Source organism: Desulfoluna sp. CLI2B, from assembly GCF_056847375.1.
Genome location: NZ_CP186557.1, coordinates 2,280,732 through 2,297,475 on the forward strand (window position 1 = coordinate 2,280,732; position 16,744 = coordinate 2,297,475).

14 protein-coding genes and 6 tRNA genes are annotated in these 16,744 nt (G+C 57.9%); 7 read left to right on the top strand and 13 right to left on the bottom strand.

Translation table 11 applies throughout. From position 1 onward, the window contains the following. Window positions 1-46: 46 nt before the first annotated feature. The 7 genes from ACOYW2_RS10910 to ACOYW2_RS10940 form a co-directional block, all read right to left on the bottom strand. Window positions 47-499: a tripartite tricarboxylate transporter TctB family protein gene (locus ACOYW2_RS10910; RefSeq protein ID WP_482416297.1), complete on the bottom strand. Its 453-nt coding sequence runs from the start codon at window positions 497-499 to the stop codon at window positions 47-49. Between the two features lie 6 nt (window positions 500-505). Beyond that, window positions 506-1,459, bottom strand: coding sequence for a tripartite tricarboxylate transporter substrate binding protein (locus tag ACOYW2_RS10915; protein ID WP_482422945.1), 954 nt, complete (start codon window positions 1,457-1,459; stop codon window positions 506-508). Window positions 1,460-1,802: 343 nt separating this feature from the next. Further along, window positions 1,803-3,167, bottom strand: a complete 1,365-nt coding sequence (locus ACOYW2_RS10920) for a sigma-54-dependent transcriptional regulator (protein ID WP_482770414.1) — start codon at window positions 3,165-3,167, stop codon at window positions 1,803-1,805. Next, complete coding sequence (locus ACOYW2_RS10925; RefSeq protein WP_482770415.1) at window positions 3,164-5,164, bottom strand: ATP-binding protein; 2,001 nt, start codon at window positions 5,162-5,164, stop codon at window positions 3,164-3,166. The genes ACOYW2_RS10920 and ACOYW2_RS10925 overlap by 4 nt, the downstream gene beginning before the upstream one ends. Beyond that, window positions 5,161-5,568, bottom strand: coding sequence for a hypothetical protein (locus ACOYW2_RS10930; RefSeq protein ID WP_482770416.1), 408 nt, complete (start codon window positions 5,566-5,568; stop codon window positions 5,161-5,163). Before ACOYW2_RS10930 ends, ACOYW2_RS10925 begins: the two co-directional genes overlap by 4 nt. Then, window positions 5,483-6,547, bottom strand: coding sequence for an ABC transporter substrate-binding protein (locus ACOYW2_RS10935; RefSeq protein WP_482770417.1), 1,065 nt, complete (start codon window positions 6,545-6,547; stop codon window positions 5,483-5,485). Before ACOYW2_RS10935 ends, ACOYW2_RS10930 begins: the two co-directional genes overlap by 86 nt. Window positions 6,548-6,706: 159 nt before the next feature. After that, window positions 6,707-7,003, bottom strand: coding sequence for a hypothetical protein (locus ACOYW2_RS10940; RefSeq protein WP_482770418.1), 297 nt, complete (start codon window positions 7,001-7,003; stop codon window positions 6,707-6,709). 189 nt (window positions 7,004-7,192) lie between these two features. On the opposite strand from ACOYW2_RS10940, the gene ACOYW2_RS10945 reads away from it, so the two are divergent. Further along, window positions 7,193-8,923: a methyl-accepting chemotaxis protein gene (locus tag ACOYW2_RS10945; protein WP_482770419.1), complete on the top strand. Its 1,731-nt coding sequence runs from the start codon at window positions 7,193-7,195 to the stop codon at window positions 8,921-8,923. 99 nt (window positions 8,924-9,022) lie between these two features. Beyond that, on the top strand, window positions 9,023-9,742 hold the full coding sequence (locus tag ACOYW2_RS10950; protein ID WP_482770420.1) for a TIGR04283 family arsenosugar biosynthesis glycosyltransferase: 720 nt from the start codon (window positions 9,023-9,025) through the stop codon (window positions 9,740-9,742). A gap of 42 nt (window positions 9,743-9,784) precedes the next feature. Here the strand turns inward: ACOYW2_RS10950 and ACOYW2_RS10955 are convergent. The 5 genes from ACOYW2_RS10955 to ACOYW2_RS10975 form a co-directional block, all read right to left on the bottom strand. After that, window positions 9,785-9,861: transfer RNA gene (locus ACOYW2_RS10955), tRNA-Arg, on the bottom strand. A gap of 31 nt (window positions 9,862-9,892) precedes the next feature. Then, window positions 9,893-9,969, bottom strand: a tRNA-Arg gene (locus ACOYW2_RS10960). Window positions 9,970-10,023: 54 nt separating this feature from the next. Next, window positions 10,024-10,100: transfer RNA gene (locus ACOYW2_RS10965), tRNA-Arg, on the bottom strand. Window positions 10,101-10,158: 58 nt separating this feature from the next. After that, window positions 10,159-10,235, bottom strand: a tRNA-Arg gene (locus ACOYW2_RS10970). 58 nt (window positions 10,236-10,293) lie between these two features. Next, a tRNA-Arg gene (locus ACOYW2_RS10975) sits at window positions 10,294-10,370 on the bottom strand. A gap of 326 nt (window positions 10,371-10,696) precedes the next feature. Between ACOYW2_RS10975 and tadA the strand changes: the two genes are divergently transcribed. From tadA to ACOYW2_RS10995, 4 genes are all read left to right on the top strand, one after another. After that, window positions 10,697-11,194: a tRNA adenosine(34) deaminase TadA gene (gene tadA, locus ACOYW2_RS10980; RefSeq protein ID WP_482416290.1), complete on the top strand. Its 498-nt coding sequence runs from the start codon at window positions 10,697-10,699 to the stop codon at window positions 11,192-11,194. A gap of 178 nt (window positions 11,195-11,372) precedes the next feature. After that, window positions 11,373-12,659, top strand: a complete 1,287-nt coding sequence (locus ACOYW2_RS10985) for an adenylosuccinate synthase (protein ID WP_180145456.1) — start codon at window positions 11,373-11,375, stop codon at window positions 12,657-12,659. A gap of 60 nt (window positions 12,660-12,719) precedes the next feature. Beyond that, window positions 12,720-12,796, top strand: a tRNA-Pro gene (locus tag ACOYW2_RS10990). A 685-nt stretch (window positions 12,797-13,481) separates the two neighbouring features. Beyond that, the gene (locus ACOYW2_RS10995; protein ID WP_482770421.1) at window positions 13,482-14,645 is read left to right on the top strand and encodes a tetratricopeptide repeat protein; all 1,164 of its coding nucleotides are present in this window, start codon (window positions 13,482-13,484) and stop codon (window positions 14,643-14,645) included. Between the two features lie 319 nt (window positions 14,646-14,964). Here ACOYW2_RS10995 and ACOYW2_RS11000 read toward each other — a convergent pair whose 3' ends face one another. Beyond that, the gene (locus ACOYW2_RS11000) at window positions 14,965-15,399 is read right to left on the bottom strand and encodes a GNAT family N-acetyltransferase (protein ID WP_482770422.1); all 435 of its coding nucleotides are present in this window, start codon (window positions 15,397-15,399) and stop codon (window positions 14,965-14,967) included. A 697-nt stretch (window positions 15,400-16,096) separates the two neighbouring features. On the opposite strand from ACOYW2_RS11000, the gene ACOYW2_RS11005 reads away from it, so the two are divergent. Continuing rightward, on the top strand, window positions 16,097-16,723 hold the full coding sequence (locus ACOYW2_RS11005; protein WP_482770423.1) for a hypothetical protein: 627 nt from the start codon (window positions 16,097-16,099) through the stop codon (window positions 16,721-16,723). Window positions 16,724-16,744: the final 21 nt, after the last annotated feature.

Sequence of the window (16,744 nt, forward strand, 5' to 3'; positions counted from 1 at the left end):
GTGTGTGTTGCAACCGGATCACACGTGGTGTGGAGGCCCGTCGTGCTTAGAACCAGAGTCTCTCGGGCAGGGGGACGGCCAGCAGCTTTTCAAACACCAGAAAGACGAACAGCAGGACCCCTGCGGTGGTCGCTCCGATGGTCAGCGGCTTTTTCGCCCCCTGGGTCACCATGGCCACGGGTAAGAAGATAAGGGATGCCAGGTAGAAGCCCAAAGGCTCCAGGAGCAAGGTGTAGGCCACCAGCTCCGCGAGAAGGCCCCAGAACCGAATCGGTGCTGCGGTAATATTCAGCTTCTCGCTGATCTCCTGCTCCCGTGACTTGAGCCACATCCCCACCTCCACGGCGCACAGTATCCCTAAGGAGACGGCAAGGAATCGAACATACATGGCCGTCGACCCCTGTACAGCCTCGGGGTAGGCGGCGGTGCTGCGGTAGAGCAGCATGGCCAGGAGCATGAAGCCCCCGAGAATGAGCAACTCAGCGACACGTTTTGTCATGTGTTATCACCATGGGTTCTTATCGTAGAAGGTCTGGGTTTCGGCCTGCAGGTCGGTGAGGTAAGAAAGGTAATCCACACCGTTCATGGGCAGCAGGAAGAAGACATCTTTGGTGCACTCGGCGATGAACTCTTCGTCCTTCTGCACCTTGGCCAGGAGATCGTCGAGCTTGGCCAGGATCTCTTTTTTCACACCGGCCGGAGCAACAAACCCGCGGGTGGCGGTCATGTTGACGGGGAAACCCTGCTCGGCGGCGGTTTTCACATCGGGGAGGATCTCGGAGCGGTTATCGTCAAGGATGGCGATGATGCGTGCGGTGCCTGCCTTGTGCTGGGCCTGGAGCTGGGAGAGGTTCATGACGCTGGCGTCCACGTGACCGCCCAGGATCATGGCTTTCTGCTCGGTGGAGCCTTTGGTGGGCAGGAGGTTGAAGGTCACGCCGGTCTGGCGCTCCAGCTTCTTGGCGGCGATGAAGTCATCGGAGCCGATGCCGTTGACCGCGGTGGTGAGGGAGCGGGCCTTGGCTTCCTTGATGAAGGCGCCCATGTCCTTGATGGAGCTGTCTTTTGGAACCGCCACGATGAGCGGGTCCTGCATGACGTTGCCCATGACGTGGAAGCTGTCCAGGGTGTAGCGGGCGCGCTTGGCAACCACGTGGGCCACCACCTGGGTGGTGAAGATCATGCCGATGGTGTGACCGTCTTTGCGTGCCTTGGCGATCTCTTCAAAGCCTTTCTGGCCGCCGGACCCGGGAACGTTTTTAATGACGAACTTGGCATCGGGCCAGTACTTCTTGGCCGCCTTGATAAAGAGGCGGGCGCCGGTGTCCGTGGACCCTCCGGCTTTGGACGGCACGATGATCTTGATGGGCTTGGAGGGGTACTCCTTCGCAAAGGCGGTGGAAAGAGAGAGGGGCAGAGCAAGGCTCAACGCCAGGACGAGGGTCATCACTTTACGCATCAGGTTCTCCTAAGGTTGATGTTTCTTTATGGGGCAGATGGGGCATCCAACAGAAAAAAAGGGTCGAACGGTTCCCGCCGATCCTTCAAGGGGTGCCCTGCAGGGCGTCACCCGCCCGGGTGCCGGAGGCGTCATCCTCAACGCTCCGGTGTTATTCCTGGCATAATAAATAGCAAATGCCGTGCCAAAGCCGGCAAGGCCGAACCTGCCGTTGAAATGACTCGCTATCTTTTCAAGGGGGGAAAAGGGAAGGGGGAAGGGGATGGGTCAAAATCGACCCACAGGGTCCGGAATTGACCCATTGGCAGCGGTCCGGGGGCGAGAAACCCGCCCCCGAAAGGCATCACTTCTGGATGCCGAATTTTTGCATGCGCAGGTAGAGACGCTTTCGCGGGATGTCCAGGTCGTTGGCGGTGCGGGTCATGCTGCCGCCGTTTCGGGCAAGGGCTTCTTCGATGAGCTGTTTCTCATAGCGGTTCACCTGGTCGTCCAGCCCGGTTCCGCATGGGCCGTCGGGTGCGGGCGCATCCGGTTCGGCCGTGCCGGGATTCCGGGGCTCGGCCAGGTCCAGGGGCAGCCCCAGAACCAGCTGCTGAGCCACGTTGCGCAGCTCCCGGACGTTGCCGGGCCAGTCATAGGCTTCGAGGCGCTCCAGCACAGAAGAATCAAGGGACGGCGGGGCCGTGTGAAACCGCTCCGCCATCTTCATGAGGAACCACTGAAGGAGCAGCCGGGCATCGCCGGTGCGCTCCCGAAGCGGTGGAATGGGCACCCGGGCCACGTTGAGGCGGTAGAAGAGATCTTCGCGGAAGGCCCCTTGGGTCACGGCGTCCCGCAGGTTCACCTTGGTGGCGGCGATGACCCGAAAGTCCACGGATATCAGGCGATCGCCCCCCACACGCTCGATGGTCCGCTCCTGCAGGGCCCTGAGCACCTTCACCTGAACGGACAGGGGCATGGACTCGATCTCGTCTAAGAAGAGGGTGCCGCCGTGGGCCTGCTCGATTTTGCCGATTCGCCGGGTGGAGGCGCTGGTAAAGGCCCCGCGCTCGTGCCCGAAAAGCTCGCTCTCCACCAGGTTGGGGGGAATGGCCCCGCAGTTTAAGGGGACGAACTTACCGGCTTTGCGGTTGCCCAGGTCGTGGAGGCAGTGGGCGGCAAGCTCCTTGCCCACGCCGGTCTCTCCAATGAGAAGGACATCCACGTCGATGAGGGAGAGGGATCCGATGGTGCGCCTGAGCCCCGAGGCCGCCTGGGACTCGCCGATGATGCGCGAGCCGATGTCCGCCTCCGACGCCAGGCGTTTTTTAAGGGAGCGGTTCTCCAGGCTAAGGCGCCGGGACTCCAGGGCCCGGTTGGCCACATCAATGAGGTACTCCGGGGGCACCGGCTTTTCGATGAAATCGTAGGCACCGGCCTTTATGGCGGAAAGGGCCATGGGCACATCGCCGTGGCCCGTCTGGATCACCACGGGAAGGTCCGGGGCCATGTCCCGGATGGCGGCAAGAAGCTCCAGCCCGTCCATGCCCGGCATTTTCACGTCGGTGATCACCACCCCCAGCCAGTCCGGGTCGATATGGGGAAGGACCTCTGCCGCCGAGGCAAAAGTCCTGACGGCGTACCCTTCCAGTTCAAAGGTCTGGCTGCTGGCGATGCGGATCTCCTCCTCATCGTCCACCAGGAAAATTTCACCTAAGGGAACTCTCATGATGCGTCTCTCTCTTCTGTTGTGTGTGCCTCAGGGGTCCCGTGGGCCCCGGGCAGGGAAAGGGAAAACCGTGTGCCGCCCTCGTCGGGCGTGTGGGCCTTTAAGGTCCCGTCGAAATCCTTGACGATATTGTAAGAGATGGAAAGGCCCAGCCCAAGTCCCTTACCCACCTCCTTGGTAGTGTAAAAAGGATCGAAGATGGAACCCATGGCGTCATCGGGAATGCCCGGGCCGCTGTCTGTCACGCTGATCACCACCTCCCGGCTGTTGCCGGCCACCCCTATCACAAGATGCCGACTCTCCTGGGGCATCTCCATCACCGCGTCCACGGCGTTGCTGATCAGGTTGATGAGCACCTGCTCCAGCCGGATCTCTTCGGCGCACACCCGCACGGATAGGTCCGGGTCCGGAGAGGTCACGCAGATCCCCCCGGCCTTGATTTTTCCGGCAAAAAGGGAGAGGGCATGGTCGATGACCGGAACCACGGCCACCGGCGCTTTAGCCTCCGAAGGCCAGCGGGCAAAGGTCTTGAGATGGCTGATCATGGAGGCCATGCGCTCCACAAGATCCCCGATGCGGGACAGGTTCTCGGTGTGGGTCTCCATGCGGCCCCGCTCAAGGAGCAGCCGGGCGTTGTGCAGGTAGTAGCGTATGGCGGACAACGGCTGGTTGAGCTCGTGGGAGATACCGGCGGTGAGCTGCCCCAGGGCCGCCATCTTCCCGGCCTGAACCAGCTCGTTTTGGGCCTTGCGCCGCTCCTCGGCCGTCTCCTTGAACACCCGCAGGGCCTCGGCCATCTCCCCGATCTCGTCGTCCCCGGCCTCGGGCACCCCGTAATCCAGGTTCCCTGCAGCAACGGCGCGCATGCTTCGGCCCAGGGCATCGAGGCGCTTCACGATGCTGCCCCGCACATAGAACCAGAGCACCACACCGGTAATAAACAGGCTGAACAGAACCATCACGATGAGCAGGCGCTGGGCCCGGTCCATGGTGTTGCGGATGCCTGCGGCGGCCCGGAACACATCGTGGCGGGTGTCGGCCACCAGGGTGTCGATGCGCTTCCTGAGGGACAGGACCAGGGCGCGGTTGTCGGCCAGGATCTCCAGGCCCTCGGCCTCCTTAAGATGGATGCGTTTTTTGATGGCAAACAGGGCGTCCGGCCCTTCGGCCAGGGAAAAAATCTCAGTAAAGAGCTGCCGCAGGGTCAGCATGCTGGAATCCGCGGGCAACTGAGCCAGGTTCACGCGGATAAAATCCATGGCATCAGCAGACAGAGACGACAGGTTGTCCACCTGGGCGTCCCCCTGGACGGTGGCGGCCTGGAGCATCAGGCTCACCAGCAGGATGCCGTTGGAACCGATCTTCTCCACGGTGTCCTTGGTGTGGCGGTTCTCCCGGAGCCTCAGGGCCGAGAACCGGGGGCCTTCCCGCAACGAGGCGCCGATCATCCGCTCGATCTCGGAGTCCAGGTTGTAGGCAAGGTCCTGGTTGAGGGGATCCAGCTCCCCCACGAGATCTGCGTAGAGCCAGCGAAGCCGCTCGGTCTGGCGCACGAGAAGGGCCTCCTCCTCCAGGCGACCGGAGACAGCACCCTGCAGGGCGGCCAGGTTATCGGTGAGATCGGTAAGGAGCCCCTGGATCTCGCCCCGGATCGTGGGGGAGGTGATGCCCAGGGCATTGATATGGCGGTTTACAGACGCCACGAGTTCGTCAAGATCGGCCTGGACGGTGTTGCGGGTGGTCTCGTCCGGTGCGGAGAGAAGAAGAGGGGCCATGGCCATGATCTCTCCGCCCACCCCTTCCAGTTCGGCCACCTGCACCAGCTCCGGGAGGTGCTCCTCGGCAAAGCCGTTGAGGATGGTGGTGGACCGGTTAAACACCAGGAGGGCCGTAACCGCGGCCATCACCGTAATGGCCGCTGAAATGCCGAAGGCGATGAGGAGCCGGGACCAGATCCCGTAACGCACGGGGAACAACATCACACCCCTTATTTTCATGGCCTGCTCCTGATGAGTTCGGACTCCGCCTTTGTGAGAATGGCCCGGGCGCGGTCCAGGCGCTTGGAGAGAAAGGCGTCCCAGCGATCTGTCTCGGCGCGCTCCATCTCCGTGGGGGCGGTCCCCCGGGCGGCGTGGGCAAACTGGGCCGCAAAATCATGGTTCCTGCTCTGGGCGTCGGAGACCGGCACCTCACAGAGCAGGCTCGCCAGCTCCTCTTTCATGGGAAGGCCTTCCTCTGAATCCCATCGGCGCTCCAGGGCAAGGTAGCGTTTCCACAGGGAGCGGCGCTCCGTGAGCCGGTAGGTGATCATCCGGTCAAAGAGTCGGTTCACCAGGTGGTAGCGGCACCGGGAGAGGTCTGCGTCGTAGGGCTTGGCCTGGTTGCTCCTGATAAGGGTCAACAGCTCGGGGGCCTCGCCGGTGGAGCGGTCGTGGACCTCCCTGGAGACAGGCAAGCGGCAGACCGTGGGCTGCCGGAGGATCTCCTGGCCTTCGGGGGAGAGGATAAAATCGATGAAAAGATCGGCTTCTTTCGGATTGCATCCGCCGGTGAGCATGCCGATGCCCGCGGGCACGAAACGCGAGTGCGTAGGAAAACCTGAGCTCCCTGCGGGACTGGCCCAGAAAATCAATGCCGAGGCCCACGCCGAAGCGCTCGTTGATCAGCCCTTCGGGCACGCTGAAGCTCCGGGCAGAGACGGTGCGCAGGTTTCCGGCCATGCGCAGCAGCATGGCCCAGCCCTTCTCCCACCCCAGCTCCTGGAGAAGGCTCTCCACAATAAGATGGGTGGTGCCCGAGCGTGACGGCGTGGACATGGCAAGGTGCCCGTAATACACGGGGGCTGCCAGATCTTCCCAGTGTTTGGGGACGGGGATGCCTTCCCGCCTTAAATAGGCGGGGTTCCACATCCAGCCCACGCCGGAGAGGGCAAAGCCCATGACATAGCCGTCCAGGTCGTCGATGGGGATGCCGTCAATGGAAAGGGCAGGGTGACGCCTGCCCCCGGGCACGGGCTGAAGACGCCCCTCGGCCTTGAGGATGGCAAAAGCGTCCGTGGACGAAGACCAGAACACATCGAACCGGTGGGGGTTGTCCCGACGGATATCCACCAGGGCGGAGGTGGTCTTCTTGTTGCGGGTCATCACCTGGATGTCCGGGTATTTTTTTGAAAAGGCAGCGATAAAAGGCGCGTAGAACTCCGGGGGAAAGGAGGTGATAATATCAAGGTAGCGCTTCGGCGCCTCGGCAGCCGAGGCGTTGGCGGCAAAACACAGGATCACGGCGCAGAGAAGCGCACGCGCCGCGCAAAACCGCCGCATGATGGATGGGTGGGCCACACCGCAACCGGATTCAGGAGATGAACAACCGGAACAAGACATCAACGCTTCCCTTCTAGCCCTAAATAATCGTGAAATATTCGGGCTAACTGAATAATCCATAACACGCGCGCCGAAAAAGCACGCTGCAAAGAACAGGACAGTCCCAAAGGTACCCGGATAAGATGCCGTCACCCTTGGACATACAAAAAAAAACCGCCTTCACACCAAACAAAACCGATTCGTAACACGCAGGTCCCGGGAAAACAAGTTTATCCCGCCCCTGGCGGCCTTCAGGGCACCCTGTTTTATGGCGTCCTTAACTATTGCCCCCGGTGTTCCGATAGAAAGAACATAGCCCTGATATATCAGGAGTGGAATGCCTCCATATTCAAGGCAGCACAAGAGCACGATAACCGAAACAACGGAGACATGCATGAATTTGACCATCCGCAAGAAGATTATCGCCTCGTTCATGGGAGCTGTGATGTTCCCCCTACTTATCATCGTCGTGATCATGGGGGTCTCCCTCAGCCGACACGCCATCCGGTCCTATCACGCCAACAGCACAAAGCTCCTCCACCGCATTTCAGACCACTACGCATCCTTTCTCACCGAAGCCAAAGCCAACACACACATGCTGTCCGAGTCCCCGTTAAAAGAAGCGATCCATCCGGGCATGACGACCTATCTGAACAACACCGACCCGTGGGAGATCCGTCCTCCCGGGCCGGAGAGCCCGATGCGGCATTTTACAAGCTGGCCAGACTCATCCATGAAACCCACCCGAACTATATCGAGGTCTACCTTGCCACGAAGGACGGCGCCTTCATCACCTCCATCGACATTGCCATGGCCGCCGGGTATGACCCCAGGGTGCGTCCCTGGTACAAGGCACAGGCAGCCGAGCCCTCAACAGATTTAGTGTCCGAGGCCTTTCTCTCGTCAAACGGCGAAACCGTGGTGGCCATCACCTCGGCCATCAGGCGGGGAGGCGAGGTGGTGGGGGTCTCCTCCATCGAATGCTCATTAAAAGTGCTGACAAAACTCATCAATGACATCAAAATAGGAGAGACCGGGTATTTGATGCTGGTCCAGCCCAACGGGGTGATCCTTGCCAACGCCGACGATCCGGCCACCAACTTCAAGAAACTGTCCGAGCTTGGTTCACCGGGGTTTGCCACCCTTGGGACCATGGCCGAAGGCAACGCAGAGATCGCCGTGGGGGACACGGACTACAGGGCCGTGGTGCACACCATCCCCGGGGTCGGCTGGAAGGTGATCTCCATGATCGAGAACCGGGAAGTCATGGCCACCACCTACGGCCTCATCAAGGTGATCGCCGGGGTCGCCGCCTTCATGTTCCTGGTCTTCTGCGCCCTGGGCACCCTCATCGCCAACAGCATCGTCACCCCCATTCACCATGCCCGTGAGATGCTCAAGGACATTGCCGAAGGCGAGGGAGACCTGACCCGACGCCTCGACACCGGCACCCAAAATGAAATCGGCAGGCTCTCCAGGTGGTTCAACACCTTTGTGGGCAACCTGCAGAAGATCGTCACCGGGCTGGTCCGGAATTCACAGACCCTTGAAGGCGTCTCCCGGGGGCTCACGGAATCCGCCGAGGTGATGAACCAGACCATGTCCGCCACGGCCCAGCGCATCGACCGCATCGACGGCGAGGCCTCCGAGATCTCGGCCAACATGAACTCCATTGCCTCCGCCATGGAGCAGACCGCCACCAACACCAACATGGTGGCAAGTGCCGCCGAGGAGATGACCGCCACCATCAACGAGATTGCAGCCAACTCTGAAAAAGCCCGCCACACCTCCACCGAGGCCGTGGCCGAAGCGCAGCAGACCTCTGAACAAATGGACGCCCTGGGCCAGGCAGCCGAGGCCATCGGCAAGGTCACCCAGACCATCACCGAGATCTCGGAGCAGACCAACCTGCTGGCCCTGAACGCCACCATCGAGGCGGCCAGGGCAGGGGACGCGGGTAAGGGTTTTGCCGTTGTTGCCAACGAGATCAAGGAGCTGGCAGGCCAGACAGCCAGGGCCACCCAGGATATCAAGGAGCAGATCGGCGGGGTTCAGGCCACCACCCACGCCACGGCCAGGGGAATCACCAACGTGGTGGGCTCCATCAACCACGTCCATGAGACCATCAACTCCATTGCAACGGCCGTGGAAGAGCAGTCCGCAGCCACCAAGGAGATTGCCGGAAACGTGGTCCAGGCGTCGGTGGGGCTCCGGGAGATCAATGAAAACCTGGCACAGAGCTCGGACATCGTCTCCCACATGTCCGCTGGCATATCCGAGGTAAACGGGGCCGTTGCCCTGGCCTCACAGCACGCCGACGAGGTGGTCGGCCATGTGGACAGCCTGAACCGTGAGGTGGCCACCATCAATACGGTAACGGGCGCGTTCCGGGTCTGACCCCACCGCTTTTTCCGTTACGTATCCGGGCTGAGTCCCGGGGTGTTCCGTCCGCCCCGGGCTCCATTGCCATGCCGCGCCCCTTTGAAAAGGAGGACCATGCCACGCATCTCCGTCATCGTTCCCGTGCTGCGGGAACCCCACATCAAGGTGTTTCTGGACCGGCTTCGTGCCCGGTTCGGAGACGCCGTCCATGAGGTGGTTGTGGTGGACGGCGATCCCGGCGGGGAAAGCATTGCCACCCTTGAGGGCACCCATGCCGTCACCCTGACGGCAGGCGGTGGCAGGGGACCTCAGCTCAACGCAGGGGCCAGGGCGGCCACGGGAGAGATCCTTGTGTTTCTCCACGCCGACACCCGGCTCCCGGAGCGGGCCTTTGACCGCATCCGGGAGACCCTTTCCACCGGGCGCTATGTGGCCGGGGCCTTTACCCTGCGCTTTTCCGGGGACAAAAAAGCCTTTGCCCTGATTTCCCGGGCAGCGGGCCTGCGGTGCCGCCTCACGGGCATTCCCTACGGGGACCAGGCCATCTTCATGCATCGGGCCGACTTTTTCCGCCTGGGCGGGTTCCGGGAGATCCCCGTCATGGAAGACATCGAGCTGATGCGCCGCCTGCGGAAAAAAAAGGAGCGGGTCTGCATCCTGCCCGAGGCGGTGACCACCTCGCCCCGTCGCTGGGAAAAAGAGGGGGTGATCTACTCGCTGGTGCGGACCTGGCTGTCGCGCCGCATTCGTCGTGGCGAGCGTTCTGGCGCTGAACGCCTTGAAAGCACGGGCAACGCCGCACGCGCCCCTGTATCAACAGGGGAGACCAGCTAAGGCCTGGCATGATAACCATGCAGGGCCTTGATACTTTTTAAGTGGCGCGCTCGGCAGGATTCGAACCTGCGACCACCTGATTCGTAGTCAGGTACTCTATCCAGCTGAGCTACGAGCGCGCAAATGGGTTTTTCCGGTTTAAGATAAAAATGGCGCGCTTGGCAGGATTCGAACCTGCGACCACCTGATTCGTAGTCAGGTACTCTATCCAGCTGAGCTACAAGCGCACAAATGGGATTCAAAGGAGATAAAGTGGCTTCGCTGGGGCCGTCCCTTTGAAATGGCGCGCTCGGCAGGATTCGAACCTGCGACCACCTGATTCGTAGTCAGGTACTCTATCCAGCTGAGCTACGAGCGCACATAAAAACCGAAAAATATCTGCGGGATGCGAAACCCGCAAACAGGTAACTTTGAAATGGCGCGCTTGGCAGGATTCGAACCTGCGACCACCTGATTCGTAGTCAGGTACTCTATCCAGCTGAGCTACAAGCGCACAAGGGGACCAAAGAAAAAGCTTTGCGGTTGCGTTCGCAAAGCCCGTCTCTTTGAAGTGGCGCGCTCGGCAGGATTCGAACCTGCGACCACCTGATTCGTAGTCAGGTACTCTATCCAGCTGAGCTACGAGCGCGTCTCAAAGTTGGCTTTCTTTTAATCCAAAGCGCGTCGGCTTGTCAACGTGAAAGTTCCACTTTTTTGACGTCCAAAAACCGCGAAACATGCGTATGACAAGGGTTGAGCATGATATCAACCCCATAGCCCTCCCGATTTTTTTGACACAGGTTCCCTTTGGGGTGGTCCAGCCCCCCAAATCGGAAACATCGGCCCCGGCCAAGAAAGAAGGTGCACCCGTTGGCCCGATGGGGTATAGAGAGGCTTTTCATTCATTCACGGCGCCTGCGGGCGCATTTTTTCCACCAGACATCCGGGTGCCTGTCGGCGTTCGGGGACGGCTCCATGAAAAACGATACCTATTATATGGACATGGCCATTGAAGAGGCCAAAAAAGCTGGACAAAAAGGAGAGGTTCCTATAGGTTGCGTGATTGTGGCAGAAACCGGAGAAGTGATCTCTGCCGCCCATAACCTGACGATTTCCCTGTCGGACCCCACGGCCCATGCGGAAATCCTCGCCATACGGAAAGCCTCGAAAGAACTGAACAATTACAGGCTTCCCGGAATGAGCTTGTACGCCACCATCGAGCCCTGCATCATGTGCATGGGGGCCATTGTCCATGCGCGTTTTTCCCGTGTTGTCTTCGGGGCATGTGACGAGAAGTGGGGGGGAGCCGGTTCCCTGTACAACCTGGCCGACGACAGTCGGTTGAATCATTCCCTTGACGTTATCCCTTCGGTCTGTGCCGATGCCTGTCGCACGCTTATGCAGGATTTTTTCCGGCTCAGGCGCAGGGAACAGAAGGCGCGCAAAAAAAGCGCCCTTCAGCAAAACACGTAAGCATGGCACGTGAAGCGCGCCGGGCATCGTCCTCCATGTCATGCCAGGCAGTCGCTCACCGCCCATCAGTTATATATACGCTGGCATGGCGGGGGAGGCGTCCACCCTCCGCTTGTACCATCAAATGAAACGCATGGACGCATCAACTTTAATTTGCACACATGTCAAGGAGCATCTTGTGGGTAACTATGTGATTGTCGGAACACAGTGGGGTGATGAAGGAAAAGGGAAAATCGTAGACCTCCTTTCCGAACACGCCGATTACGTTGTCAGATTCCAGGGTGGGAACAATGCGGGACACACCATGGTTGTTGACGGAGAAAAATTCATCAGCCATCTCGTTCCCTCCGGCATCCTTCAGAAAAAGAAATGCTTCATCGGAAACGGAGTGGTCGTAGACCCCGAAGTGCTCCTCGAAGAGATTGCCTACTTGGGGGGCAAAGGGGTTGACGTCAGCCCCGAATATCTGCGCCTCTCCGATCGGGCCCAGGTGATCATGCCCTACCACAAGCGCATCGACCACGCCCGGGAGATCAAAAAAGGCGACGGCAAGATCGGCACCACCGGTCGCGGCATCGGCCCCTGCTACGAAGACAAGGCCTCCCGTGTGGGCATCCGCTTTCTGGATTTCCTCAACGCCGACGTTCTCCGCGCCAAGGTCACCGAAGCCTTGGAGGAGAAGAACTTCCTCCTGACCAACTACTTCGGCGAAGAGCCCGAAGATGTGGAAGCCACCATCGCCCACTGCCTCAAGCTGGCCGAGGAGCTGAAGCCCTACATCACCGACACCTCCGTTGAGATCAACACCGGCATGGACAAGGGCCAGCACGTGGTCTTCGAAGGTGCCCAGGGCACCCATCTCGACATCGACCACGGCACCTACCCCTTTGTCACTTCCTCCAACACCGTCTCCGGCAACGCCTGCGGCGGCGCCGGCGTTGGCCCGGGTAAAATCACCGGTGTCCTGGGGATCGTCAAGGCCTACACCACCCGTGTGGGTGCCGGTCCGTTCCCCTCCGAGCTGTTTGACGAGGTGGGCTCCTACATGCAGGAGAAGGGCGCAGAGTTCGGCGCCACTACCGGTCGTCGCCGTCGCTGCGGCTGGTTCGACATGGTGGTCCTGAGAAACGCCGTCCGCCTGAACGGCCTCACCGGCCTGGTCATCACCAAGCTTGACGTCCTCGGGGGACTTAAGGAGCTGAAGCTCTGCACCGGGTACGAATACAAGGGCGAAGTGATCACCGATTTCCCCGCCGACCTCGATGCCTTGGACAACTGCACCCAGGTCTGCGAGACCCTTCCCGGCTGGGACGAGGACATCTCCGGCGTGCGTTCCTACGACGATCTCCCTGAGAATGCCAAGGCTTATCTCAAGCGCATCGAAGAGCTGGCCGGAACCCCCGTGGATGTTGTTTCCGTGGGCCCCGGCCGTGAGGAAACCATCGTTCTAAAAAAACACTTCTGATCCCTTTTTTGGGTTTGACATTTGGCACGCGTTTCGGTAGAAGTGTGTCCGTAAAACAAACGGGATGTGGCTCAGTCTGGTAGAGCACTGCGTTCGGGACGCAGGGGTCGGAGGTTCGAATCCTCTCATCCCGACCAAAAAAGATATAAAAGGGGACATCGTTTAAACACGATGTCCCCTTTTTTTATTCCCCCGTCGCAAGCCCAACCAATAGAGCGTCAAAACTGCCACCCACGCTCTTCTGCTATCCCCCCCCTCGGCAAAACCCCTCAAATGGGCCCCACGGCTTTCAGAAACAGTGGACTCACCCCGCAACACCACCATGATTGCCACAGCCTCAAAAAACGCATTTTTTGGCCCATCCGCCAACAGGGGAGGGGACGCGTGCCACGGTTGATTTCGTATTGAGCACAGCTGCTATTTTCCAAGAGGGGCAAGAGAGATGACACGGCCCCGTAAAACCAACGCAGGCAGAGGAAGGGTAGGGTGCGGCTCCCGCACCAGTCAGCGTCCCAAAAGCCGCTCCAGCATCCTTGCAAAGCAAATCGCGACGAACACCAAAAAGCAAAGGGCAAGGACACTCCCCACGCAAAACGATGCCCCCATGGAAGGACGGTCATGCCGGACATATGGCATGTTGCGATACCACACAAGGGAACAAAAAAAGACGACCGCGATCTGTGGCATCAAAAAAGCATGACAACATGCGAAATGAATTGCTCTCAAGGTGAGCATCAGCTAAAGCTAATTATCGAACATTGTAGCAAAGATTTTGCCCCTGCCGTTTTATTACGCCCCTCACCCTGAATGAAAAGGCCTACGATGAAATTGAAACTCAGAGCATTTAGCCTGCTAATTTTATGGTTTCTCGCACCGGTTATGGCATCGGCGGCTCCGGAGACAACCGCAGAGTATCAAAAAATGATCACAGAATGGTCCGACGACATTTCAAAGGGGCGCAATCTTTCGTGTGCCTACTATCAACGTGGGCTCGCTCACCTGAAGCACCAGGAATTTAAGAAGGCAATTGGGGACTTCCAGAACGCTCGTCAACTAGAACCCATCATCTGCCATAATAAAAAGGGCGCATACGGAATAAATGTAGGTAATACTCATTACCTTGAGGGAATATGCTGGTATGAGCTCAATACGTTCGATCAAGCTATTTCCCGTTTTGATAACGCAGTGGCAACAGATGGGTACATCGTGTCCAGAACCCTCTACTATCTCATGGGAAAGTCATACGGGTATCAATCAAAATTTAAGGACGCCATTTCAGCGTATGATAAGGCCATCGCCCTCGACCCGAAATACGCTGAGGCCTATCACGCAAGGGGTCTGATGTACGGCCGTCTGGGGCTCAAAGACAAGAAGAGGCAAGACAAATCCTACGCACGATATCTTGATCCTGATTTGACATCGGAAAGAGACTGGGCCATTGTTTCGGGGCTGGCATTCGCCTTCGGTGTATTTTTGCTTCTCTTTCTGTTACTTCGAACCATATCCAACATGCTTTTTAAGGTGCCGGAACCCGTTCTTCTTAAAGGACGCCCCAGCTATCCAGCGAGCCTTCTTTTCATTACCACACTGTCTTCCATGCTCTACTTTTCGTGGCTCGGCTACCTTTCGCCGGCAGCGAAGGCCCATGTACCGGATCCCCAGCCCTATCCTGGCAGCCACGTCTTTTTGGCCCTCTCTTTGGCGGCGGGTGTCGGATATATACACCTCATCATGAAACAATTCGCGCTGACCAAGACCAGCCTTTATGTACGCTCCATGTTTGGATTTGGAAAAGTGAGGCGGATTAAACTGTCCCAAATCCGGGATATCAACACAGTAATGGTCCCTCAATGTCCAGACTTTATACAATTGGATCTAAAAACCGGAAAAAAGCATCGAATCCAATGCCTTCATGATGTGCATGGGCTTGTTGACCGGATAAAGCCATTGCTTCACGCAAGCGATACAGCCCAGGTTGGCCATTGACAATTGAGACGCCTTTTTTTGAAGGGCCGTTTTATCTTTAGCAAAATCATATGCCTGATCCCGGACTGAAAGAGGAGGGATGTCAGTTATCAAGACGCGACCTAATTTTCTCAGTAGGCCGTTCAAACAGAAAAGGCTCGGAAAAATGCGCACGTCACCTTCGGCAGACAGGCTGAGGAGAAAGCCCCTCTCAAGCGCGCCTGAAAGCGGAGATGCCGACGTATAACTCTGAGTTGGGAGGGGCTGCAGGGCAGCCCCGGTCTTTAGGGTATTGCCTCCCTATGGGTGGAAGCCTGGGCTTATTGGTTCTTCACGCAGGTTACTCCGTTGCCAGAAAGCCTTCATGGAAGGTGACCGTACCCCGGGGCACGCTGTGGGCAAGGGGCATGGCCATGAACACGTCCGGGGGGACCCCTTCAACGATCAGATCCGGAGGATTTCGGAACCCGTGTTTTTTGTAGTATCCCGGATCACCCACCAACACACAGCCTTTGGCACCCATAGCCTTGAGCCGCTTGACGCCTTCCCGGATGAGAGCCCCCCCGATTCCCTGTCTCTGGTGCCCGGGGAGTACGGAGATGGGCCCGAGGCCGAACCAGGCTTCGGTGCCATCGGAAATGGTGACAGGGGAGAAGGCCACGTGGCCCACCACCTGCCCATCCATCTCCGCAACAAGGGAAAGGGTCAAAGCGCCTGCCTTTCGAAGGGCATGGAGGATGTAGTGTTCTGTCTGGTTGCTTACCTTGAGATGCATGAAAGCCGCCACCGTCACGCACGTGATGGCAACGATATCATCCGGGGTTTCTTCACGAAGGGCCAGGCCTGTATTCGATGATATGAATTGAGGCCCGGCTTCTTTTCCGAACAGGGATGTTTGTTTTGCCTGTAAAGGCCTGGTGTCGTTTTTCATGTGATATCCAATTGTTCTGGCGGCTCGCCCACGGCGCATGATAGGCGCAGGGGAACCGCTGTGAAACGTAATGTGTTCTGTGCTTCTTGGTGTTTGGATATCGTTGCCGGAACGGCAGGTGCACTTGGTGCGGGGAATGAAGAGGGAGCGTGTCAGATGTGACGCTTAAACAAAGCGCCTGACAATACAGCGTGGCGGACGGGGAGTCACCCCGGGCCGAAAGGACCCTGGCTTCATTCGCTACCGAAGGGCAACGAACCAAACAAGCTCTCGTGTGATGATGTCCATAGGTAACATTTACTCCTTTCCGGCAATGCCGACGTTCATGGTTAACAGGGAAAGACAGGGGATAGAATTACGCCTTGAAATAAAAAATGTCAAGGCGTTGATAATGCTTTTATGAGGTTTCTTGGAAAGATTGGGCCGGTTTCCATTGCCCCTTGTCTTCGTACGAGGGTTCGCCAGGAAATGGATCCCGCTCAAGCCATGCCCCCTTCATATATCTAAACTTAGAATAGTCATGGGTTTTAAGGATGTATCAATGTCAAATTCAAAGCAAGCCGATAAGAAATGGTTGCAGGCCCGAAAAAAAGAATGGAAGTCTGTAAGCAAGGCTCTTAGAAGTTCACGCATAGTTGATAGAGATCAGATAGCCTACATTAAAGATTACTTTTTTACAGGGGTAGAACCAGAGAGCGGGGATTGGTTATTTGCAACACGGCTTAAGCTTTTTGAGAAGCTGTGGTTTCATCCGGATCAAAGTGAAGAAAATTGGAAGCAATTGATCGGCCAAACAGATTGCAGAGATTTTGTAGAATCAAAAAACATGTTTAAATCTTTTGATGAAGGCGAATTCGATGTGATGAATGGTCTACAGCTGAGAATGCTTCGTGTGTTTTGCGATGTTGATGGTGATGAACCAATGGTCATTTTTAAGGGTGAAAAAATCTATTTATACGCGAGACGAGGCTTTTTTATTCAATGGGCTCACACTATGGGTGACTGGCTCACCGGATGGTGCTCCAACCCATCGTACCATTTTCAATTTATGACGCACTTAGGCTTTAAGAGTTATGCATATCATGATCACGACGACGATCCTCTTATCGACTCAGATGGGCGTATCACAAGATTATTTTATGAATCAATTCTTTTCCCAGTGCGCTAAGCATAGACCGGTGGGGATGCC

Coding starts and splice junctions, on each gene's coding strand:
- ACOYW2_RS10910 (WP_482416297.1), bottom strand. CDS start 499: ATGACAAAACGTGTCGCTGAGTTGCTCATTCTCGGGGGCTTCATGCTC.
- ACOYW2_RS10915 (WP_482422945.1), bottom strand. CDS start 1,459: ATGCGTAAAGTGATGACCCTCGTCCTGGCGTTGAGCCTTGCTCTGCCC.
- ACOYW2_RS10920 (WP_482770414.1), bottom strand. CDS start 3,167: ATGAGAGTTCCCTTAGGTGAAATTTTCCTGGTGGACGATGAGGAGGAG.
- ACOYW2_RS10925 (WP_482770415.1), bottom strand. CDS start 5,164: ATGAAAATAAGGGGTGTGATGTTGTTCCCCGTGCGTTACGGGATCTGG.
- ACOYW2_RS10935 (WP_482770417.1), bottom strand. CDS start 6,547: ATGTCTTGTTCCGGTTGTTCATCTCCTGAATCCGGTTGCGGTGTGGCC.
- ACOYW2_RS10940 (WP_482770418.1), bottom strand. CDS start 7,003: ATGATCACGACGATGATAAGTAGGGGGAACATCACAGCTCCCATGAAC.
- ACOYW2_RS10950 (WP_482770420.1), top strand. CDS start 9,023: ATGCCACGCATCTCCGTCATCGTTCCCGTGCTGCGGGAACCCCACATC.
- tadA (WP_482416290.1), top strand. CDS start 10,697: ATGAAAAACGATACCTATTATATGGACATGGCCATTGAAGAGGCCAAA.
- ACOYW2_RS10995 (WP_482770421.1), top strand. CDS start 13,482: ATGAAATTGAAACTCAGAGCATTTAGCCTGCTAATTTTATGGTTTCTC.
- ACOYW2_RS11000 (WP_482770422.1), bottom strand. CDS start 15,399: ATGCATCTCAAGGTAAGCAACCAGACAGAACACTACATCCTCCATGCC.
- ACOYW2_RS11005 (WP_482770423.1), top strand. CDS start 16,097: ATGTCAAATTCAAAGCAAGCCGATAAGAAATGGTTGCAGGCCCGAAAA.